18 protein-coding genes are annotated in these 20859 nt (G+C 60.8%); 10 read left to right on the plus strand and 8 right to left on the minus strand.

Features of this window, described 5'->3' with window-relative positions; translation table 11 throughout:
* Nucleotides 1-134: 134 nt before the first annotated feature.
* Both GIW48_RS18530 and GIW48_RS18535 read right to left on the minus strand, forming a co-directional pair.
* Nucleotides 135-752: a glutathione S-transferase family protein gene (locus GIW48_RS18530; protein WP_170040001.1), complete on the minus strand. Its 618-nt coding sequence runs from the start codon at nt 750-752 to the stop codon at nt 135-137.
* A 56-nt stretch (nt 753-808) separates the two neighbouring features.
* Nucleotides 809-1480, minus strand: a complete 672-nt coding sequence (locus tag GIW48_RS18535) for a transglutaminase-like domain-containing protein (RefSeq protein WP_017136397.1) — start codon at nt 1478-1480, stop codon at nt 809-811.
* 178 nt (nt 1481-1658) lie between these two features.
* On the opposite strand from GIW48_RS18535, the gene GIW48_RS18540 reads away from it, so the two are divergent.
* Entirely contained in the window at nt 1659-4106 is a 2448-nt protein-coding gene (locus GIW48_RS18540) for an acyl-CoA dehydrogenase (protein WP_099547860.1), read from the plus strand.
* 91 nt (nt 4107-4197) lie between these two features.
* Entirely contained in the window at nt 4198-4605 is a 408-nt protein-coding gene (locus GIW48_RS18545) for a PA2817 family protein (RefSeq protein WP_010567536.1), read from the plus strand.
* Nucleotides 4606-4745: 140 nt separating this feature from the next.
* Here GIW48_RS18545 and GIW48_RS18550 read toward each other — a convergent pair whose 3' ends face one another.
* On the minus strand, nt 4746-5678 hold the full coding sequence (locus tag GIW48_RS18550) for a LysR family transcriptional regulator (protein WP_017136399.1): 933 nt from the start codon (nt 5676-5678) through the stop codon (nt 4746-4748).
* 89 nt (nt 5679-5767) lie between these two features.
* Here GIW48_RS18550 and GIW48_RS18555 point away from each other — a divergent pair, with 89 nt between their 5' ends.
* Nucleotides 5768-6394, plus strand: a complete 627-nt coding sequence (locus GIW48_RS18555) for an alanyl-tRNA editing protein (RefSeq protein ID WP_138454177.1) — start codon at nt 5768-5770, stop codon at nt 6392-6394.
* Between the two features lie 265 nt (nt 6395-6659).
* Here GIW48_RS18555 and GIW48_RS18560 read toward each other — a convergent pair whose 3' ends face one another.
* Together GIW48_RS18560 and GIW48_RS18565 are read right to left on the minus strand one after the other, a co-directional pair.
* Nucleotides 6660-8234 (minus strand): alkaline phosphatase D family protein, encoded by a 1575-nt coding sequence (locus GIW48_RS18560; RefSeq protein ID WP_236462650.1) that lies wholly within the window; start codon nt 8232-8234, stop codon nt 6660-6662.
* Entirely contained in the window at nt 8231-8785 is a 555-nt protein-coding gene (locus GIW48_RS18565) for a GNAT family N-acetyltransferase (RefSeq protein WP_026013639.1), read from the minus strand. The genes GIW48_RS18560 and GIW48_RS18565 overlap by 4 nt, the downstream gene beginning before the upstream one ends.
* Nucleotides 8786-8975: 190 nt before the next feature.
* On the opposite strand from GIW48_RS18565, the gene GIW48_RS18570 reads away from it, so the two are divergent.
* The 6 genes from GIW48_RS18570 (at nt 8976) to GIW48_RS18595 (ending at nt 16402) form a co-directional block, all read left to right on the plus strand.
* Nucleotides 8976-9383, plus strand: coding sequence for an ExbD/TolR family protein (locus GIW48_RS18570; protein WP_017136403.1), 408 nt, complete (start codon nt 8976-8978; stop codon nt 9381-9383).
* Between the two features lie 2 nt (nt 9384-9385).
* The gene (locus GIW48_RS18575) at nt 9386-10120 is read left to right on the plus strand and encodes an energy transducer TonB family protein (RefSeq protein ID WP_176991161.1); all 735 of its coding nucleotides are present in this window, start codon (nt 9386-9388) and stop codon (nt 10118-10120) included.
* 23 nt (nt 10121-10143) lie between these two features.
* Nucleotides 10144-12429 (plus strand): TonB-dependent receptor, encoded by a 2286-nt coding sequence (locus GIW48_RS18580; protein ID WP_236462648.1) that lies wholly within the window; start codon nt 10144-10146, stop codon nt 12427-12429.
* A gap of 25 nt (nt 12430-12454) precedes the next feature.
* Nucleotides 12455-13102: a MotA/TolQ/ExbB proton channel family protein gene (locus GIW48_RS18585; protein WP_017136406.1), complete on the plus strand. Its 648-nt coding sequence runs from the start codon at nt 12455-12457 to the stop codon at nt 13100-13102.
* A gap of 56 nt (nt 13103-13158) precedes the next feature.
* The gene (locus GIW48_RS18590; RefSeq protein WP_236462645.1) at nt 13159-14376 is read left to right on the plus strand and encodes a phospholipase D-like domain-containing protein; all 1218 of its coding nucleotides are present in this window, start codon (nt 13159-13161) and stop codon (nt 14374-14376) included.
* Between the two features lie 286 nt (nt 14377-14662).
* Nucleotides 14663-16402 carry a dipeptidase gene (locus GIW48_RS18595; protein ID WP_236462643.1) on the plus strand — a complete coding sequence of 580 codons (1740 nt, stop codon included), beginning with the start codon at nt 14663-14665 and terminating at the stop codon, nt 16400-16402.
* A 72-nt stretch (nt 16403-16474) separates the two neighbouring features.
* Here the strand turns inward: GIW48_RS18595 and GIW48_RS18600 are convergent, their stop codons facing one another.
* The 3 genes from GIW48_RS18600 to GIW48_RS18610 all read right to left on the minus strand — a co-directional run bounded on the left by GIW48_RS18600 (nt 16475) and on the right by GIW48_RS18610 (nt 19086).
* Complete coding sequence (locus GIW48_RS18600) at nt 16475-17023, minus strand: hypothetical protein (protein WP_099547853.1); 549 nt, start codon at nt 17021-17023, stop codon at nt 16475-16477.
* Nucleotides 17024-17043: 20 nt separating this feature from the next.
* Nucleotides 17044-17298 (minus strand): hypothetical protein, encoded by a 255-nt coding sequence (locus GIW48_RS18605; protein ID WP_017136409.1) that lies wholly within the window; start codon nt 17296-17298, stop codon nt 17044-17046.
* A 126-nt stretch (nt 17299-17424) separates the two neighbouring features.
* Nucleotides 17425-19086: an NAD(P)H dependent flavin oxidoreductase family protein gene (locus tag GIW48_RS18610; protein ID WP_236462641.1), complete on the minus strand. Its 1662-nt coding sequence runs from the start codon at nt 19084-19086 to the stop codon at nt 17425-17427.
* 77 nt (nt 19087-19163) lie between these two features.
* On the opposite strand from GIW48_RS18610, the gene pdxR reads away from it, so the two are divergent.
* Nucleotides 19164-20645 (plus strand): MocR-like pyridoxine biosynthesis transcription factor PdxR, encoded by a 1482-nt coding sequence (gene pdxR / locus GIW48_RS18615; RefSeq protein ID WP_236462638.1) that lies wholly within the window; start codon nt 19164-19166, stop codon nt 20643-20645.
* Nucleotides 20646-20859 lie beyond the last annotated feature (214 nt).

The following is a 20859-nucleotide window of genomic DNA, read 5'->3' on the forward strand; positions in this document are numbered from 1 at the left end:
ATCGGATTACGCACCAGAGAAGGGAATAGAAAGAGTAGATGAGCGCGCAGCGCATGTAGTTCAACGGCGGCGCATGACAAGCATGGTGCTTGCCCGCGCCGCACAAGTACAGTCACCTGTATTAATAGTCAGTATTAAGTCAACGCGGTCATCACGGCCTTGCGGTAGGCCGGGCGATCTTTGAGGCGCTGGTACCAGGCCTCTAGATGGGGCATTGCCGGGCGCTCGATGGGCATCTCGAACCAGGCGTAGGCAAAGCAGCCCAAGGGGATATCGCCCATGCCGAAATGCTCGCCGCTGAGGTAGGGTTGCTCGGCGAGGGCCTGGTCAACGGTGTTAAGCGCATCGATACAGGCTTGGCGCCCGGCATTGATGCTGTCCCAGTTCTGTTTTTCCGCCGGGGTACGCAGGATGCCCCAGAACACCGCCTTGAACGGATCGGCGAGCGTGGACGTGGTCCAGTCCATCCACTTCTCGGCGCTGGCCCGGGCTTGCAGGTCGTTCGGGTAAAAATCCGACGCGCTCTTGGCGCACAGATAACGCACGATGGTGTTGGATTCCCACAACACAAAGTCGCCGTCTTCGATCATCGGCACCCGGCCATTGGGGTTCAAGGCCCGGTATTGCGGCGTGTCGACCACACCAAAAGCCCCGCCCGCATCAATTGCCTCATAGTCCAGGCCGAGTTCCTCGGCGCACCACAGTGCCTTCCTGACGTTTGATGAATTTTTACGACCCCAGATTTTCAGCATGACCGCGCCTTATCGTTGATGAACATGGCTTGATGAACGCAGCAGCATACGCCGGTTCACCCGCGGCTTAAATCGCTGTGCATATCGCTGTGCATGTCCTTCAGCGAGATCGGCATGTCGTCGGCAAACAGGTGCGGATAACACTGCTGAATATGCGCGAAAAAAAACGCTTCGGGCACGTCGCTGAACTGCCCGTGGTCCAGCACATATTCCATCGAGCGCCGGCCCTGGCGGTTGAAGGCGTGGAACACGCTGTCGTTGACCCCATCGAACGCCAGCGGTGGCACGTCGAACAACTCGCACAGTTGACTGTTGAACGCCGGCGTGGCCTTGACCCAACGGCCGTGCAGGTACAACTCGGTATAGCCGTGCATGGCGAACACATCACTTTTGAGCAGCGCGAGCAGGCGCGGTGTCGATAAATGATTGCGCACGTCCGCCAGGCCAATGCGCGCCGGGATCCCGCAATGACGGGCACAGGCGGCCAATAAGGTGGCCTTGGGTACACAGTAGCTCTCGCCGGTGGCCAGGGCAAAGCTGGCACTGAGGGTATTTGGATCACGGCTGAAGGTGTACGGGTTGTAGCGAATCGCCTCACGCACGGCGTAGTAGAGACTGACCGCCTGGTCACTTAAATCCGGGCGGGTTCCGCGATGTTTTTCGGCGAACTCCACCACCGCAGGGTGGTCACTATCGATGAAGCGGCTGGGATTCAAGTACGTATCCATGAGCTTTATCTCCAAGGGAAGCCTTGAGTCTAACGACAGGCCTGCCGTGGAGATAACGACGATTCGGCCAAATGTCGGCGTGCGCCAGCACAACTCGTTACACCCTCGCCACCGCGCTTTTTCGGATGCCGACTAAGCTCCATGGTGGTTTCGCCCTTGGTTTCACGGAGGATTGAATATGCTGTTGTTGTGGATACTGGTTCTGGTGGTCGGCATTGCCTACCTGGCACACCGCCGCACCGCGCCCCTGCCCGCGCTGGGCGTGGTTGCCGTCTACCTGCTGGCGATGGGCGCCTGGAGCCATGCACCGGGTTGGCTGCTGGTTATCCTCTGGGTGCTGATCGCCGCCGTGGCCGTGCCCCTGTTGCTGCCCGACCTGCGCCGCCAATACTTCACCAAGCCGCTGTTCAGCTGGTTCCAGAAAGTCCTGCCGCCGATGTCCGAGACCGAGCGCGACGCCATCGACGCCGGCACCGTGTGGTGGGACGGCGAACTGTTCAGCGGTCGCCCCGATTGGGATAAATTGCTGGCCTACCCCAAGGCGCAACTGACTGAAGAAGAACAAGCGTTTATCGACGGCCCTACCGAAGAACTCTGCGCGATGGTCAGCGACTGGGAAATCGGCCAGGCCATGGACCTGCCGCCCGCTGCCTGGGAGCACATCAAGACCCACGGTTTCTTCGCCCTGATCATTCCCAAGGAATATGGCGGCAAGGGTTTCTCCGCCTATGCCCACTCCCAGGTCGCGATGAAACTCGCCACCCGCAGCGGCGACCTCGCCTCCACCGTGATGGTGCCTAACTCCCTCGGCCCGGCCGAGCTGCTGCTGCATTACGGCACCGACGAACAACGCAACCACTACCTGCCACGCCTGGCCCGTGGCGACGATATCCCCTGCTTCGCCCTCACCGGCCCACTGGCCGGCTCCGACGCCGGCGCCATGCCCGACACCGGCGTGATCTGCAAAGGCGAATGGGAAGGCAAGGAAACCCTCGGCCTGCGCCTGAACTGGGAAAAACGCTATATCACCCTCGGCCCGGTCGCGACCCTCCTCGGCCTGGCCTTCAAGGCCCATGACCCGGACCACTTGTTGGGTGAGGAAGAAGACCTGGGCATCAGCCTGGCGCTGATCCCCACCGACACGCCCGGCGTGGAAATCGGCCGTCGCCACCTGCCGTTGGGCGCCGCCTTTATGAACGGCCCCAACTCCGGCAAGGACGTATTCATCCCCCTGGAATTCCTTATCGGTGGCCAGGAAATGCTCGGCAAGGGCTGGATGATGCTGATGAACTGCCTGTCGGTCGGCCGTTCGATCTCCCTGCCTGCGGTCGGTACCGGCGCGGCCAAGTTCACCAGTTTGGTGACCGGCCAATACGCTCAAGTGCGCGAGCAATTCAACGTGCCGCTGTCGGCCTTTGAAGGTATCCAGGAAGCCCTGGCGCGCATTGGCGGCAACGCCTGGCTGATGGACAGCGCGCGCATGCTCACCGCCAACGCGGTCGACCTGGGTGAAAAACCCTCGGTGTTGTCGGCGATTCTCAAGTACCACCTCACCGAGCGCGGTCGCGAGTGCATCAGCCACGCCATGGATGTGCATGGCGGCAAGGGCATCATCATGGGCCCCAACAACTACCTGGGCCGTAACTGGCAAGGCGCGCCGATCTTCATCACAGTGGAAGGCGCGAACATCCTCTCGCGCAACCTGATGATCTTTGGCCAGGGCGCGATCCGCTGCCACCCGTTCGTGCTTAAGGAAATGGCCCTGGCCGGTCGTGAAGACCATGACCAGGCGCTCAAGGAATTTGACGGCCTGCTGATGCAACATATCGGATTTGCCGTGAGTAACGCCGCCAGCACGTTGGTGCTGAACCTCGGCATCGGGCACTTTGAAAAAGCCCCGGGCAACCGTTTGAGCCAGGGTTATTTCCGTGCATTGAACCGTCAGGCCGCAGCATTCGCCCTGCTCGCCGACTTGAGCATGATGTTGCTCGGCGGCGAGCTGAAACGCCGCGAACGCCTGTCGGCGCGCCTGGGTGATGTGCTGAGCCATATGTACCTGGCCTCGGCAGCGCTCAAGCGTTATCACGACCTGGATTCGCCGGATCACCTGGAGCCGCTGTTTGCCTGGGCCATGGAAGAAAGCCTCGGTGAGTCGGAGCGTGCCCTGGATGAGCTGCTGAGCAACTTCCCGAACAGGGTCCTCGGTTGCCTGCTGCGGGTGATCGTGTTCCCGTTCGGCCGTCGTCACACCGGGCCGTCCGATGCTTTGGACGCCGAAGTGGCAGCGGTGATTGGCCGTGCCAAAGGCGACCCGACCCTGGAAGAGTTGCTGGCGGGTTGCTATCGCCCGCAATCGGCAGAAGACCCGGTGGGTGCCCTGCAACATGCCTACGACCTGCTGGGTGCCAGCCACCCCTTGCAGAAAAAACTCCACACCGCGCTCAAAAGCGGCCAGGTCAAACCGGCCGCCGGCGAGCATGCCATCGACGCGGCGCTGCACGCGGGCGTATTGCAACCGGCCGAAGCGCAAACCCTGCGCGACGCCGAAGCCGCGCGCCGCAAGGTGATCGATGTGGATGATTTCAGCAAGGAAGAGCTGACCCAGGCTGAGGGTAAAGTGCGCTGACCGCTCACACCCTATAAAGCTAAGGTCATATAAATACGGGCGCGAGAGGCATATACTCTCGCGCCCGTTTTTGCTTTAGAGGACTTATCTCGTGTCCAACGTCGTTGCCGATCATCTCGTCTTGCTCGACCACTTGCGCAGCATCCTGGTTGCCGTCGGCGAAGCCGAACAGGTGCCCGAGGAAAGCCACACCCTGTTCCTGGAGCGCTTCGACGAATTGCGCGCCCTGCTGCCGATCGACCCGATCGAGAGCCAGTACCTGGGCCAGGACCTGATGAGCCAGGTCATCCTGCGTTACCCGCAAATCGCCCACCTTGTGCCACGCGACCTGCTGTGGTTCTTCGGCGGTGATTGCCTGCACTTCATGCCCGATGAAGAACTGGACCTGTACCAGGCCCTGGAAGAACGTCGTTTTGAAGCCGAACAGAACGATGAACCGTTCGACTGGAACCAGGAAAAACAGCTGCTGGCCATGCCGCAGGATCAGAGCAAGCACTGATTTTAAATGTGGGAGCTGGCTTGTGTGGGAGCTGGCTTGCCTGCGATTGTATCGCCTCGGTTTAACTGATAGACCGAGTCGCCTGCATCGCAGGCAAGCCAGCTCCCACACAAGCCAGCTCCCACAGTTGGACCGCACTCCTACCTTCGGCGCAGTGTCGGCTCCTTCGCCATGCACTCCACCAGATAATCAATAAACACCCGCAACTTCGGTGGCAGATACCGCGTGGGCGAATGCAGCAACCACGCCTCACCATGGTAGGACGCAATAAAATCCCACTCGGGCAATACCTGCACCAGGCTCCCCGCCGCCAAGGCGTGGCGCGCCGTGAAGTACGGCAAGCTACCAATCCCCACATGCTGCAACACCGCATCCAGGCGCACGCCGGTGTGGTTCGCGGCGTAGCGCCCGCGCACGCCCACGGTCACCGCCTTGGCACCCTGACGAAACTTCCAGCGTGAATCCCCCGGCGTTTCGCCCAGGTAAATGCAGCTGTGTTCCAGCAAATCATGGGGATGTTCAGGCGTACCCTGCTCGGCCAGGTACTGCGGTGTGGCACACAGCAAGTGCTCGATGGGCAACAGTTGGCGGCCGACCAAACCCGGCGGCGGGCTGTCGGTGATGCGGATGCTGAGGTCCACATTGTCGTCGATCAGGTCCACATGCCGGTCTTCCAGGATCAATTGCACATCCACCTTGGGATAGCGCCGCAAGAACTCCGGCATATGCGGGTGCACCACAAACCGGCCCACCGCCTTGGGCACGCTGACCCGCACCAGGCCTTCGGCCTCATGGGTGAACTGGCCACTGATCTCCATCACCGAGCGCGCCGCGTTGACCATCTCCTGGCAACGCTTGAACACCTCTTCGCCGCCTTCGCTCAAGCGCAATTTACGCGTGGTGCGTTGCAGCAAGCGTGTCGCCAGCGCCTGTTCGAGACGCGAGATACTGCGGCTCACGGCCGAGGGCGAAACGCTCAGTTGTCGCGCCGCTTCGGAGAAACTGCCGGTCTCCACGACTTTGACGAAAATCGCCATTTCACCCAGCAGTGGCAAAGGAAGATTGATGCTCATGACGCACAGGTCCATTGATAATTGAACGGATTATCACCCATCCACGCACTATTTATACTGCCCGTAGAACCCTGATGCGGATGTAAATGATGACCGAGCGCCTGTTTTTCACCCACGACCACCTGACCGCCGAGCTTGAAGTGCTGAGCTGCACACCCCACGAAGGCCTGTTCGCGGTCACCCTGCAGTCGACGATTTTTCATCCCCAAGGCGGCGGGCAACCCTTTGATACCGGTTGGCTGGGCGACAGCCAGGTGCTGCGCGTGACTCAGGAGGCTGACCGTGTGGTGCATTACGTGGACCAGCCTGTGCAGCCCGGCCCGATCAGCGCACGGGTCGACGCACAACGCCGTGCCCTGTACACGCGCCTGCATTCGGCCGGGCACCTGATCGGCAATGCGGGAGAAAGCTTCGGTTGGATGCCGATCAAAGCCCACCATTGGCCGGGCGAGTGCAAAATCACCTTTATCCGTGGCGAAATGGCCCAGGCCATCGACGCCGAGGCGATCCAGCAACAGGTCAACCAATGGATCGCCGCCGACTACCCGCGCCATATGACCCTGGAAGACGGCGCCCGCGAAGTGGGTTTCGGCGAACTGCCCGCCTACGCCTGCGGCGGCACCCATGTGCAAGCCCTGAACGAGCTCGGCCAAGTGACCATCCTGGCCTTGTCGGAGAAAAAAGGCGCGCTGTCGGTGCGTTACGAAATCAACTGACAGACCACGCGGCTTTTGTGGTCACCGGGCTGTTGTGATGAGCAGGCTGTTGTGATGAGCAGGCTGTTGTGGCGAGCGGGCTTGCCCCGCGTTGGGGCGCGAAGCGGCCCTAATACAGTCACCGCGTTTTTTCAGGCAAACATAAGCGCCTGGTTTTGGGGCCGCTTCGCAGCCCAACGCGGGGCAAGCCCGCTCGCCACAACAGCCTGCTCGCCACAAATCCCCCCGCGCTCGCCACGTTGAGTATTTACACCCTACAAGTGCGCTAAACCGCAATCGCCCCCGCTCGCCCCGGCTCCACCACAAACGACTTGAGGGTCGACACCGTGGCGTTGGGATCGCGCGGGTCAGTTATCACCCGAAAGTTCGTCAGCATCTTCTGAGCCGTAAGCTCTACCGACACATACCCTCGCTGGCGGCTGTCGAAAAACTTCACATGCGGATTAAGCGGCAGGATCTTGCTGAACGCTTCAAAGGGCGGGCCATCGGAGGTCACCGAGCTGCCGACAAACTCAGTGGCGATCACTGGCGAGTCCGGGTTGTTGGCGTCGGCGTGCAGGTCAGTGGTCCAGAACGAATGGATATCACCGCCCCAGAACACCGGGTTGCTGACCTTGTGACGCCAGATGGACGCCAGCATGCGTGAACGATTGGCCACGTAGCCGTCCCAACCATCGGTCCAATGGCCCACCTTGTGGTTGCTCAGGTCGCGCTGGAGCAAGGGCGCCACCAGCAAGTCCTGGGCGATCACATTCCACTGTGCCTGCGACTGGGCAAAGCCCTGGTCCAGCCAGGCTTCCTGTTGCCAACCCAGCATGGTGCGGCCGAGATCACGCAGGTCGCTGCAAGTGTTGGCGGCGATATGCCCCTGATGGCTGCCGTTGGCCTGGATGCAGGGTTGCTCGGAGCGATACTGGCGCCCATCCAACACATGAAAACGCGCCAGCCGACCGTAATCCAGGCGCCGGTAAATACGCATGTCCGGCCCCTTCGGCACACTGCTGGCGCGCAGCGGCATGTGCTCGTAAAACGCCTGGTACGCCGCCGCCCGCTGCTGAAGAAATTGCGCCACGGGAATCTTCGGGTCCTGGGACCAGCGGTTGGCGTAGTCATTCTGCACTTCATGGTCATCCCAGGTTGCCACGCTGGGGGCAGCCGCGTGCAGGGCTTGCAGGTCCGGATCGGTTTTGTACAGCGCGTAGCGGTTGCGGTAGTCGCTCAAGCTCACCGCGTTACCGCTGCCGTGGGCCCGAAAGACTTTCCCCGAGTCGGCGGCGTAAGAGCTGTCGTAAATGTAGTCCCCGAGAAAAAACACCAGGTCAGGTTGCTCTGCGGCTAAATGGCGATAGGCGCTGAAGTAACCGCGCTCCCAATGCGAGCAGGAAACAAACCCCAGCCGAGCCGAGGCCATCGCCTGCAAAGGTGGCGTGGTACGTGCCTGGCCCACCGGGCTCTGCGCGCCGAGGCCTTCGAACTGGTACCAATACGGCCGGCCCGCCGCAAGCCCGGCCACTTCAACATGCACCGAATGGGCGAACCGCTCAGTCGCCAAGACCTCACCCTGCTTCACGATGCGCGTCATCGCCGCATCACTGGCCACCCGCCAACGCACCGGCACCGCGCGCTTCAACCCACCGCTGCCATCGGCTGCATTGAACAACGGCGCCAGGCGCGTCCAGATCACAAAACCATCCGGCAGCGGGTCGCCCGAAGCCACGCCGAGGGTGAACGGGTAATCCACCCCGGCACTGCGCGCAAATGGGCTGAGGATTGAAAACGCGGTAGCGACCGCCAGCCCGCTAAGGACTCGCCGCCTGCCTTGGTCCACTGCGTCATTCACAACGCGCGCTCCCAGTCCTCACGCACGGTGGCAAAGCCCAGCAGGTCTTCGTACACGCCATTTTTGAGAAACGCCTGACGCAGGCAACCCTCGTAGCGCAGGCCGATTTTCTGCATGACCCGCGCCGATTCCTTGTTGCGGCCAAAGCATTGGCTGCCGACACGCTGCAGCCCAAGCTCGGTGAAGCCAAAACCCATCATCGCGCTCGCCGCCTCAGCGGCATACCCCAGGTTACGCGCATGCGCCGCGACCCAGCCGCCCAAATGCCCTGCGTGATGACGAGCGTTAAGGCGCAGGCTGACCATGCCAACCAACTCACCGGTTTCACGCACATGCATGCCCAGGTTCAACAACTCGCCCGCCCGATATTTGTCTGCGGCCCCGGCAATAAAACTCTGTGCAGTTTCCAAGGTATAGGGCGACGGAATGTTGGCCGTGTTGTCAGCGATTTTCGGCCCGTTGGCGAGCATGAAGAGCACCTCGGCCTGGTCCATTTCCAGCGCCCGCAATAGTAGCCGCGGGGTCGACAATTGAGGCAGTGCAGTGGGCATACGCGGCAGCTCTTCAAGTAAATTCCCCCAGAATGTACTGCCTTCGTGTCAATTGCATTACGTCATGAAACCGCAAGGTAAAATCTCTGAGAGACGCGTCCTAGAGCCTTTAAAACGTCAATTAAAGTTAACCATTCGGTCATTTTTGGTTGTTAGCGTGTCGCCCCTAATTCAACGACGGGGTAACAGAATGAGAACCTGGGATGAACCCAAGAAACGCAAGGCACATATCGAGTTGATCCCCATGATCGACGTGATGATGTTCCTCCTGGTGTTTTTCGTACTGGTGAGTTTGAACGTGATCCCCGCACTCGGCATGAAGACCCAACTGCCCAGCGCCAGCAGCTCGCAGCAACTCAAGCCGCAGAATAAATTCATCCTTACCTTGGGCCTGGAAGGCCAGTTGCAACTCGACGGCAAGGCCCTCACGGTCGATGCGTTGGTGCCGGCACTGAAGGCTGCAGAAAAGCCTGATACCAAGTCGACCATCATCGTCAACAGCGACAAAGGCGTAGAGGTTTCGCGCCTGGTGGAAGTCATGGACACCCTGCGCCTGGGTGGCTTTACCTCCGTGTCCATTGCCACGCGTAAGTCTTGATCATGTATGTATTGTTTCGTGCGCGTCAGCTGCTGGGCAGTGTCCCGGCCCTGATCGCCCTGGTGCTGATTGCACTGGGTATCCAGTCCCAACCGTTGAAAATCCAGCCGCAGTACGACGAGTCGGCGGTCGAGCTGGCCCTGGTCGAACCCGAGCCTGAAGTGGTTCCCGAGCCTGTGGTCGAGCAAGAGCCGCCACCGCCGGTGATCGAGGACGAAGAAGCCGAACCGGCCCCGCCGCCACCACCGCCCAAACCCTTGCCAAAACCTGAACCCAAGCCCAAGCCGGTGCCCAAACCCAAGCCCGTGGTGGCCGCCAAACCGACTCCCACGCCAGCGCCAGTCGCACCAGTGGCGGCCAAGCCAGTACAGGCCGCTGTCGCGCCAACACCTGTGCCGCCCGCGCCACCAGCACCGCCCAAAGTAGATGGCCAGGCACTGGAAGGCGGTTACCTCAAGGGGCTGCGCAACGAGCTGGACACGTACAAGCAATACCCCACCGGGCGCCAGGCGTCCCTCGAGCGCCCCAGTGGCGAGGTGGTGGTGTGGTTGATGGTGGATCGACAAGGCCGCGTCCTTGATGCCGGGATCCAGACCCCGGCGCCGAGCATGCTGCTCAATCGGGCCGCTACCAATAGCTTGCGCCGCATCAAGCAGGTCAAGCCGTTCCCCGAACAAGCCTTCGGTGGACGTAACGAGCAACGCTTCACCGCCACCTTCAACTACAGCGTGCAATAAGCACCGACACCAGGACGACAGTGATGAGGTTCACACGTATTCATCTGGCACTTGTTGCCGCGACGAGCATGACCCATGGAGTGGTCATGGCTGATACCAGTGACAGTGACGTCGGCACGATCGGAGTTCAGGGAGGCAAGGCAACCGCGGGGGGCGGTTACATGGTCCAGGAAGAGAGCGCCAAGGGCCGCTCGACCATCACCAAGGAAGCGTTGGACAAACAAACCGCCACCGGCAACGCCATCGACAAGCTCAAATACACGCCGGGCCTGAACATCTCCAGTGAGGACAACACCGGTCTGTCGGGCTTTCGCTTCACCATGCGCGGCATGAACTCCGACCAGGTCGGTATGTCGGTCGATGGCATGCCGATCAATGACTCCGGCAACTACGCGCTGTACTCCAACCTGCTCGGCGATCCGGAAAACATCGACCAGATCTTCGTCACCCAGGGCTCGTCGGAAGCCGACGGCCCGCACATCGGTTCCAGCGGCGGCAACATCGGCATCGTGACGATTCGCCCGACCAAGGAAACCGGTGCGTTCGTTAAACAAGTGGTGGGCAGCAACGCCACCCGCAAGACCTTTGCGCGCCTCAACACCGGCGAAGTCAACGGCCTCTCCAACTGGCTGTCGGCGTCCCACACCGAAGGCCAGATGTGGCGCGGCTCGGGCGCGGTGCGTGCGGACAAGGTGGAGTGGAACAGCTTTTTCGACGCCGGCAACGGCAACACCGCCAACCTGATCCTCAAGTACCACGAGCAGGACAACAACAGTTACAGCCAATTGACCAAGGCGCAGTTCCAGCAGTTCGGCCGCAAGTATGACCCGTACCCGGCCAAGCCGGCGCTGGGTTCCAACGGCAAGATCAGCAGCTATTACGACCTGGCACAGAACCCGTTCCAGACCTTCACCGCCGTGCTCAACACCCAGTACAAGCTGAGCGACAACCTGTCGCTCTCGGTGATCCCGTATTACTACTACGGCAACGGCAGCGGCGTGGGCTCCTCCGCCTATGCGCTCAACAGCGGTTCCAACAAAGGCGGCGTATTCGACCTCGGCAACCTGCCGACGCAGGCCCAATACAACGCTGACGGCTCCGCGACGACGGGCGTCTACTACCGCCCTTCGCGCACCCAGACCTGGCGCCCGGGCATCACCACCAAGCTGAACTGGGACCTGGGCGACCACAGCCTGCAATTCGGCTACTGGTACGAGCGCGCCCGCCAAAGCCAGACCCAGCCGTTCATTGCCCTCAAGAACAGCGGCAAGCCCAGCGACACTTGGCCGGACGCCAGCTCCGTGGTCGACGCCAATGGCAACACCGTACAAGGCCGCGACCGCTACACCGTAACGCCAGCGCAAAAAGTCTGGGCTCAGGACACCTGGTACATCAACTCGGACTGGACCCTGATCGCGGGCCTTGCCTACATGAATGTCGAGCGTGAGGGCACCAACCACGGCAGCCTCACCGAACAACCGGGCAAGGCCAACCAGACCTACAACAAGCTGCTGCCCAACGCCGGTCTGCAATACCAGCTCGACGAACGTGACCAGTTGTTCTACAGCCTCTCGCGCAACATGCGTATCCCGCAGAACTACGTGCTGTACGACAAAGGCGTGGGTTCCCTGGACTCCAAGCCGGAACTGAGCTGGAACCAGGAACTGGGCTGGCGCTACACCGGCGAAGACATGACCCTCGCCGCCACCCTGTTCTACATGCAGTTCAAGAACCGCCAGCTCACGTCCCTGGACAGCAACGGCGATTCGGCCGACATCAACGCCGGTACCGTGATCAACAAAGGCCTGGAACTGGAGTGGAGCGGCAAGCTGCCGCACAACTTCAACTACTACACCTCCTACACCTACACCAGCTCCAAGCAGCAGGACGACCTGACCGTCTTCAGCGCCGGCAAACCGATCGTATTGCCCACCAGCGGCAAGCAGTTCGCCAACGTGCCGGCCAACATGCTGGCGGCCAACATCGGGTATGACGACGGGCGCTTCTACGGCACCTTCGGCGGCAAATTCACCAGCAAGCTCTACGGTGACCTGACCAACGACGAAGCCATTTCGGCGCGCACCGTTTTCAACCTCGGCGCCGGTATCTACCTGCCCGTGGACAAGAAAGTGGTCAAGGACGCCACCCTGCGCCTGAACGTCGACAACCTGTTTGACAAGAAGTACCTGGACGGCGTGTACACCACCAAGACCAACGCGGCGAGCTACAGCGGTTTCCGCGATGGTGACCCGGCTTACATCGTCGGCCTGGACCGTACCGTCACGGTTTCCCTGGAAGCGAATTTCTGATTAATCACCTGAGAGGAACACACTCATGGACATGGACCTGCTGCACCAAATCACCTTCTATGTGATGTACGCCGCGATGGCGATCGCGATCTTCATCACCATCGAACGGGGCATCTACTTCGCTTACGTGCGCCGCCAGGCCCGCGCCCTGACCGACGTGCTGGGCGCCAACGTGCACAGCGAGCGCGACTTGCCAGAAAGCCTCACCCGCCGCGACAGCCTGCCGCTGAACATGGTGCTGCCGATCCTCGCGCAAAAGGCCTCCAACGGCTCGCGCAAAGACCTGGACGATGAAATCGAAACCCAGTACCTCAAGACCCGCGCGCCGCTGTCGCGCAGCCTGTGGATCATCGAGACCATCACCACCGCCGCGCCATTGCTGGGCCTGCTGGGCACCATCCTCGGCATCATCGACACCTTCAAGGCGCTGGCCAGTGCCGGCGTGTCCGACCCAGGCCAGATCTCCGGTGGCATCGGTACGGCTTTGTTCGCCACCGGCCTGGGTATCGCCATCGCGCTGTTCTGCGTGGTGTTCCACAACTTCTTCCAGGACAGCCTGGAGCGCATCAACGACCAGCTGAAAATCCTGCTGATCCGCGCGGCCACCGGCGCCCGTGTACAGGGTGAAGTACCGCATCTGGTGCCAACGCCGTTGCACACCCGCACTGCATGACCTTCAGGGCGGGCGCATGATGCGCCCGCCTTTCTTTTTGCCCCGATGAGACGCCTATGTCCCTCTCGATAAAGTTGCGTATCGCAGGCCTGACCGGCCTTCTGTTGAGTCCGCTTGCCCAGGCGGACTTTTCAATTCCAGGGTTTGAACTGGTACACACCGTGCCGGTGGACACTGCGCTGGGGACTGCCGACTTGCGCCAGCCAGGGCCGGTGTGGATCGAGCTGTTTGACGGCGCAAAAAGCAGCATTGATATCGGCCAGTTCTACGCGGCCGACCATCCCGGTTCGGTGATGGACAAGGTGATCGAGCATCTGGAAGCTGCCGGCAAACGGGGTGTGAAGATTCGCTTTCTGCTGGAGGAAAAAGGTATTCGGCTGTCGGAGGCGTCTACGCTGGAACGCCTGCGCGCAATTCCTAACCTGACCTTTCGCGTGCTGGCCTATGGGCAGTTGAGCGGCGGGATCATCCACGCCAAGTACATGGTGGTGGACGGCAAGCAGGCGTTTATCGGCAGCCAGAATTTCGATTGGCGCTCGCTGGAGCATATCCATGAAACCGGCTTGCGCATCAGCGATGCCAGCGTGGTCAGCCAAGTGCAGGCGATCTTCAACCAGGACTGGCAGGCCCAGGCCGCCCTCGCAGACAAACAAGCTGTGCCGCTGCCTGCCGCAAGCCCGGAGCCTGCGCGCACCGGCAACTACCTGGTGGCCAGCCCGCAACGCTACAACCCGCCCGGCGTGGGCGACTCACAACTGGAACTGCCGCGCCTGCTAAGCGAAGCCAAGAAAGAAGTGCGCGTGCAATTGCTCGACTACGCACCGCTGTCCTACGGGCCGGATAGAACCCGCCCCTACTACGCAGTGATCGACAACGCCGTGCGCGCCGCCGCTGCACGTGGGGTGTCGGTCAAGCTGATGGTGTCCAACTGGAACACCGACAAGCTGGAACTGCCCTACCTCAAAAGCTTGGCCGTGCTGCCCAACATCGAGGTCAAGATCGTCACCCTGCCCGAAGCCAAACAAGGGTTTATTCCGTATGCGCGGGTGATCCACAGCAAGACCATGGAGATCGACGGGCAAGTGGCCTGGGTTGGCACCAGCAACTGGTTGGGCGGGTATCTGGATAACTCGCGCAACCTGGAAGTGGTGATGCACGACGCGGCGATGGCCAAGCGCATCGGGCAGTTGCACGAGCAGTTGTGGGAGGGGCCGTATGCCAAGGCGTTGGACGTGATTGCACCGTATCCGGAGCCGCATCCGGGTAAGCCTTGAGCACTCATTTCAAACTTCACCCTATTCCCCTGTGGGAACCGGCTTGTGTGGGAGCTGGCTTGCCTGCGATGGCGGACTGTCAGTCGACAACTTCATTGCTGATCCACCGCTATCGCAGGCAAGCCAGCTCCCACATTTGGTTACTGGGCAACCCTGATATTTGAGTAGGACATTTCCCACATCGAGGCTCCCTATCCCGGCCTTGGTGATGGTAGTGTGTGGAAATGTTTCTGACAGATCGATCAGAAACCTCTTACTCACCGCCTGCAAAGGAATGCCTCTAACCATGCACTTTCCACTCAAGAAACTGGTGGCTGCCACCCTGTTCGCCGCCAGCTTTGCGGCCGTCGCCACGCCTGCGTCCGCCAATATCAGCGTCGAACAAAGCACAGCCATCATCAAGCACTTTGGTGAAACCCCAACCACCGATTTCCGTGGTTTCCTCGGCACCCTGGCCAAGGGCGACCTGGCAAAAACCGACGACGTCGGCCCGGCCATCGAAGCCTTCCTCGCCAACAAACCCCTGAGCGTCGACCAGCAGAACGAAATCAATCGCCTGCTGGGGATTTATACCCGAGTGAAGTACGGCAAGGCCGCGCTGGAAACCCTGCGCGAGCTGGTCGAGATCCCAACCTTCAACATCGACGGCCTGCCGCAGTACAAGAACCCGGAATTCCTCAAGATCGCCGACAAGATCCAGGGCCTGGCCAAAGCCTTCAACCTGAACTTCCGTAACGTCGACAACCGCGTCTATGAAATCTCCCTGGAAGGCAGCGGCGATGAAGTGGTCGGCATTCACGCCCACGCCGACGTGGTGCCAGTGACCCCGGAAAACTGGGTGCTCAAGGACGGCACCAGGCTCGACCCGTTCAAAGTCACCCTGATCGGCGACCGCATGTACGGCCGTGGCACCGAGGATGACAAGAACGGCATCGTGGTGACGATGTATGCGATGAAGGTCATCAAGGAAGAAAAGCTGCCACTGGCGCGCAACTTCAAGCTGCTGGTGGACACCACTGAGGAAACATCCGGAGACGCCATTCCTTACTACTTCGAGCATAACCCGACGCCGCAATACAACCTGGCGCTGGATGGCGGCTACCCGGTGGTGATTGCCGAAAAAGGCTACGGCACCGTCATGGCAAGCTTCCCGGTGCGCAAAGGTGACGGCAAAGGCGCAGAAATCATCGCCATGACCGGCGGCGCGGCCACCAACCAGATTCCTTCGGTGTCGGTGGCCACTCTGCTCAGCGACAAGCCTGCGGAGCTGGCGGCCAACCTGCAAAAAGCCGGCGATGAATACGCCAAAAATAATGGCGCTGACTTCACCGTGGCGGCCAAGGTGGTGGGCAAAGAGGTCAAGCTGACGGTCACTGGTGTGTCCGCGCACTCGTCCGAGCCGGAAACCGGCGTGAACCCGGTCGCACGTATGCTGGAGCTGATCCACAGCGTCGACGGCAAGATCGCCCTCAAGCACAACCACATCACCGACGCCGCAAAATATGCCGCCGACAACTGGGGCCTGGATTACCTGGGCGGCAAGCTGGGCGTGGGCTTCTCCGATGCGTTCATGGGGCCGCTGACCACTTCGCTGACCTTTGTTGGCCAAGACGCCAAAGCCTTCAAACTGGCGGTGAACTTGCGCATTCCCAAGGGCAAGTCGCCGGAAAAACTCAAGGCCGAGATCGAAGAGAAAATCAGCGCCTGGGACAAACACACCAAAGTGGCCATGGACGTCACTTACTCGGTGGCAGAACCGATGTATCGCAACCCTGAAGGGGAGTGGGTCAAAGCGCTGTTGGCCGTGGCCAGCGAAAACCTCGGCATGGAGCACAAGTTCGGCACCTCAGCCGGCGCGACCTCCGTGCATGAGCTGCCCAATGGCGTGCAATTCGGCCTGGCGAAGCCGGACGTGAAGTACACCGGGCACACCGACGGTGAGTTCAAGACCGTCGAGCAGTTCCTGTTGGACCTGCAGATCGTCACGGAAATGATCGGCCGTGTGGGGCAACTGCCGAAGCTCTGATAAGCGCAGGTAAAAACCACAACGCCGATCAACATTGATCGGCGTTGTGATTAAACAGGTCTGGCTTGCGGCCTAAAACATATCCATCGCATTGCACAGCTTGGCCTTCTCTACCGGCACGTTCTGCGGTTTCCCCGTCGGGTTCAGGCGCTGCAATGCAATCAGGCACTGGCCACCGTCCAGCAGGATCAGTTCGTAATCTTGCCCGGCCTTGGGGGTGAAGTGAAAGCTCTGCCTGCAGCTGTAGGAATTGCCGCCAGAAACATAGCCCTCACTCTGGAAGTTCATGGCAAAAGGCTTGTTCGCCGGCACCTTCAGTTCGCTACGCGCCGAGCCTTGCGCCTCCACCCGGCGGTTGCTCTCGGGCATGCCCAGGCTGCGGCCATTATTCTGACCCGCAAAGCCGGATTCGGACACGGCCATCACCCCGGCGCCAGGCACACGCCAGTCGATGCAATCACGGCCCGGCACGCCGCGCGCCATGCCATTGGTGATTACACGCAAACGTGCGGTATCCCCGGATGTGGGTTCAACATAGGCCGTGTTGTAAGCACGGATATTGGAAATATTGCCGCAGCCACTTACGGCCACGGCCAGGCCTGCTATCAGAAACGCTCTCATGGAAATCCTTTTTTTGAGGCTTAACGGCAGTGATAAGGGCTTTCGCTGCGCAGTTCCTCGCCGGTCCGGGCATCGCGAATGATGACCGTCGCCCCCGGCGCATTGAGGCAGAACGCATTGCGTATGGGGTAAATGTTATGGCCCTCGGCGGTGAAGGTGCCGAGCCTGGTTAACGGGGCGCCGGAGGCGTCCTGAGCCGTCACGGTGTATTCACCCGACATGGTCAGGCAGCCGCTCAGTGACAGCAGCAAGGTGGCGCAGATTGCATATTTCACAGGTGATGTCCCTATCGCACAGAAATAATTGCCGTGATTGGCAATGGCTGTATGAGCCGACTGCGCCCATATAGTTCAGGGAAACTCGGGAAACCTCCTACCTAACACCTAGAGTGCCTCAGCCCTTCAAGCTTCAAGCATCAGGATATCTTCAAAGAACCCACCAACCGGCTCGGTGGGGTGGCAGAGCTGGATCTCCAGCACCCACACCATTTCACTCGGTGTGATCTCAAGCTCGGCCAATTCCGTGGTGCCGAACAGTGCGTGGGGGAAATCCGCAATACGGTGGCCGGCCAGGTTGCGCGACAACCGCCAGCCCTTGGAAACGGCCCGTTCCTCGGCAAAGTCATAGAGTTCACAGCCGGTCATGCCACGCTTCCAGGCCTCGCGGGTTTCATCGAACACTTCATGCACGGCCTTGAAGCAATCGCGGTGCAGCGCTGACTCGCCGAAAACAAAGGTGTCGCCATAGTCACCCTCGTAGCCGTCCCACACCGGGCCGAGGTCGACCACCACGATATCGCTGGCACGCAGCGGGCGCAGTGGGTCAATGCCTTCTCTCGGTGGGCGAACCGTGTCGTCGCCAAAACGGATGTACGTCGGGTGCCAGGTGTGGGAGGCGCCCATGGCCTGCAACTGCTCGGCGGCCATGTCGAGGGCTTCCCCGGTGGTCATGCCGACCTTGAGCTGGCTGGCAATCGCTGCCAGGGCGCGGATGGTTTTTTCACGGGCGGCGAGCATGCCGTCCAGCGAATACCTCGGGCCGACCTTTTCCCAGGTGTCATCCAGGGTCTTGAGCAGCGCGTCGGCGCTCGACTGGCCGCTGGGCACAAAGGCTTCGGCGATAAACCGATGGCTCGGTAAACCTGCTTCCAGGCACTCGGCACGCGTCTGGCTGATCATGCCGCCATTACCGCAGGCATACACCTGAGCGGCTTCCCAACGGTGCCCGTGGCCTAGCGCGACTTCCTGCACCTTGCCCTGCGAGGCCAATACTGGGTGCCAGTGGAAACGCGGGTGGTCGATGACCGCCTGGTCCAGGAATGCGCGGTCGTAAAAATCTGCTGCTTGCGCGCCGCCCCAGTAAAACGTCACCTCCACATCACGCTTCAAGGCGGTCAGCAAGATCGGCTTGATACCCGCATAGCCGGTGCCGGTGGCAAACAGGACGACCGGCGCAGCGTCATCGTCCTGCCAGGTGCAGGCACCAAAAGGCCCTTCCAGCGGCAACAGGTCGCCGGCCTCAAGGCTGCCCAGCAGGGTCTCGGAAAACAACCCGCCGCTCACCTGGCGAATCTGAAACACCAGCCGCCCATCGCCGTCGGCCGGCAAGTTGGCGATCGAGAAGCACCGCGAATCGCCATCGACCAGGCGGACCTTGAGGTACTGGCCTGCCCGCACGGCCAATGGCATATCCGGCATCACCACCAACTCGATGATGTCGGAGCTCAGTGCGCGCTTGCTCAGCACTGTCGACTCGACGACCAGCGCGGGCGTGTCCAGCGACCAGCCGGGAATTTCCAGGCGCATGTCGGCGCAGGCATGGCTTTGGCACAGCAGCATTTCATTGGCCGCCAGCGGGTAGCTCGGCGCGGGTGCGCCGGGGGCCAGTCGCTTGGCGCGGTATTCACCTTGGGTGACCACCACCTTGCACGACCCACAGGCACCGCGTCGGCACGAGAACGGCACTGACAAACCGCTGGCGAGCATCGCGTCCAGCAACAGCTCGTCACCGGCTTCAAAGGTTTTACCCGAGGGAGAGAGTTCGATTACATGGCGTGTGTTCATAAAGACCTCGGAGTAAGTGAGGCCTGATTGTTGCGCTAGACTAGGCCCATTAAAACCTCCAGTTTTGGATACTTCAGATGGTCCAGATGCGTAAGTGGCGCCCCTTGCTCAAACTTGATGACGGTTCAAGCCAAGCCTCCTATCGCAAGATTGCCGAAGGCCTCGTCGCGGCCATCCTCGAAGGGCGGCTGCCGCCCGGCACGCTGCTGCCGGGCACTCGGGAGATGGCGCAACTGCTCGACGTCAACCGCAAAACCGTGATCCTGGCCTACGAAGAGGCCATGACCAAAGGCTGGCTGATCAGCGAGCCGCGCCGTGGCACCTTCGTCAATGCGCAACTGGCGGCCAAGCCCGTGCCCAGTCGCTCGCAACCGTCTTTCGCCCCAGCGCTGGTGCCACAGGCGGTCGTGCCCTACTTCGCCCAGAACGCCCAGGTGATTGCCCTGGAGCACCGGCATGACGCGTTGTTTTTCGATAACGGCGCGTGCGATCACCGCTTGCTGCCGCAAGCCGTGCTGCATCGTTACTACCGCAACGCCTTGCGCAGCAGCTTTACCACCAACACGGTGCGCTACGGCAGCGAAGGCACCGGCTATTACCTGCGCTGCGCGCTGGCCGACATGCTGCGCAACAATCGCGGGCTGATGATCAGCGCCGAGAATATCTGCCTGACGCCAGGCACCCAGGTGTCGCTGTACCTCACGGCCAGCCTGCTGATCCAGCCCGGTGACGTGGTGTTGGTGGAGCGCCTGAGTTACCCGCCGGCGTGGGAGATTTTCCGCAAACTCGGTGCGCGTTTGATCACGGTCGACATGGACGATGAGGGCTGCCGCACCGACCATATCGAGCAGCTCTGCCAAACGCATAAAGTGCGCATGATCTATCTCACCCCGCACCATCAATTCCCCACCACCGTAAGCCTGCATGCGGCACGTCGGCAACAGCTGCTGGCCTTGGCGGCGCTGCATGATTTTTGCGTGATCGAAGAAGACTACGACCACGAGTATCACTTTAACGGGCGGCCCTATTTGCCGCTGGCCAGTGACAGCTCGCAACGCCATGTGATCTACATCGGCTCGCTTTCAAAGGCATTGGGATCGACGTTCCGGTGCAGCTATGTGGTGGCGCCTGCCCATGTGACTGAAGTGCTGCAAAAAAGCGCCGCATTGGTGGTGGGCGACACCGATGCCGTCGCGCAGAAAATGTTGGCGGACCTGATCAATGAGGGTGAATTGAAGAAGCACTTGCGCCGTGTTTCGAAAGAATACGCCGCGCGGCGGGAAGTGTTGCAGAGCTGTCTGCACGAGGCGTTCGGCGAGCGTATGCAGGTGCGTACGCCCGAGGGCGGGCTGGCGCTGTGGGTGCGTTTCCAGGATGAGACGAATGTTGACCGGTTAGTGGAGGATGCCCTGGGCCAGGGAGTTGTGGTGCGCAGTGCGCGTCAGTTTTCGCCTGAGGGCTTGGCGGAGAACGCGTTGCGCCTGGGCTTTGCTTCGCTCAATCGGGATGAGATCCGCCAGGGTACGTTGCGCTTGGCGCGGGCCATGAAGATGTGTTGAACACAGGCCGAACGCTATGTGTGGGGGTGGGTTGTTGAATACATATCCGTTGCTGCGGTAACGGCGGCTTATGCTTCCGCTCTTACGGCCATGCCTTTCAAGGTCTATGTTTAAGAGTCCGTTTAACGTCATGTTTAGGCCTGTTTATCCGCCTTGGCAGCCTTAAGCACCCGAGCTGTTGAGACATGCGCCCGTGCCGCCTTACCTTCCAGCC

The organism is Pseudomonas sp. PA-6-3C (assembly GCF_021605825.1).
Lineage (GTDB): Bacteria > Pseudomonadota > Gammaproteobacteria > Pseudomonadales > Pseudomonadaceae > Aquipseudomonas > Aquipseudomonas edaphica.

Excerpts from the sequence above, each read along its gene's own strand:
- GIW48_RS18530 (WP_170040001.1), bottom strand. The coding sequence starts at position 752 with ATGCTGAAAATCTGGGGTCGTAAAAATTCATCAAACGTCAGGAAGGCA.
- GIW48_RS18535 (WP_017136397.1), bottom strand. The coding sequence starts at position 1,480 with ATGGATACGTACTTGAATCCCAGCCGCTTCATCGATAGTGACCACCCT.
- GIW48_RS18540 (WP_099547860.1), top strand. The coding sequence starts at position 1,659 with ATGCTGTTGTTGTGGATACTGGTTCTGGTGGTCGGCATTGCCTACCTG.
- GIW48_RS18550 (WP_017136399.1), bottom strand. The coding sequence starts at position 5,678 with ATGAGCATCAATCTTCCTTTGCCACTGCTGGGTGAAATGGCGATTTTC.
- GIW48_RS18555 (WP_138454177.1), top strand. The coding sequence starts at position 5,768 with ATGACCGAGCGCCTGTTTTTCACCCACGACCACCTGACCGCCGAGCTT.
- GIW48_RS18565 (WP_026013639.1), bottom strand. The coding sequence starts at position 8,785 with ATGCCCACTGCACTGCCTCAATTGTCGACCCCGCGGCTACTATTGCGG.
- GIW48_RS18570 (WP_017136403.1), top strand. The coding sequence starts at position 8,976 with ATGAGAACCTGGGATGAACCCAAGAAACGCAAGGCACATATCGAGTTG.
- GIW48_RS18575 (WP_176991161.1), top strand. The coding sequence starts at position 9,386 with ATGTATGTATTGTTTCGTGCGCGTCAGCTGCTGGGCAGTGTCCCGGCC.
- GIW48_RS18580 (WP_236462648.1), top strand. The coding sequence starts at position 10,144 with ATGAGGTTCACACGTATTCATCTGGCACTTGTTGCCGCGACGAGCATG.
- GIW48_RS18585 (WP_017136406.1), top strand. The coding sequence starts at position 12,455 with ATGGACATGGACCTGCTGCACCAAATCACCTTCTATGTGATGTACGCC.
- GIW48_RS18590 (WP_236462645.1), top strand. The coding sequence starts at position 13,159 with ATGTCCCTCTCGATAAAGTTGCGTATCGCAGGCCTGACCGGCCTTCTG.
- GIW48_RS18595 (WP_236462643.1), top strand. The coding sequence starts at position 14,663 with ATGCACTTTCCACTCAAGAAACTGGTGGCTGCCACCCTGTTCGCCGCC.
- GIW48_RS18600 (WP_099547853.1), bottom strand. The coding sequence starts at position 17,023 with ATGAGAGCGTTTCTGATAGCAGGCCTGGCCGTGGCCGTAAGTGGCTGC.
- GIW48_RS18610 (WP_236462641.1), bottom strand. The coding sequence starts at position 19,086 with ATGAACACACGCCATGTAATCGAACTCTCTCCCTCGGGTAAAACCTTT.
- pdxR (WP_236462638.1), top strand. The coding sequence starts at position 19,164 with ATGGTCCAGATGCGTAAGTGGCGCCCCTTGCTCAAACTTGATGACGGT.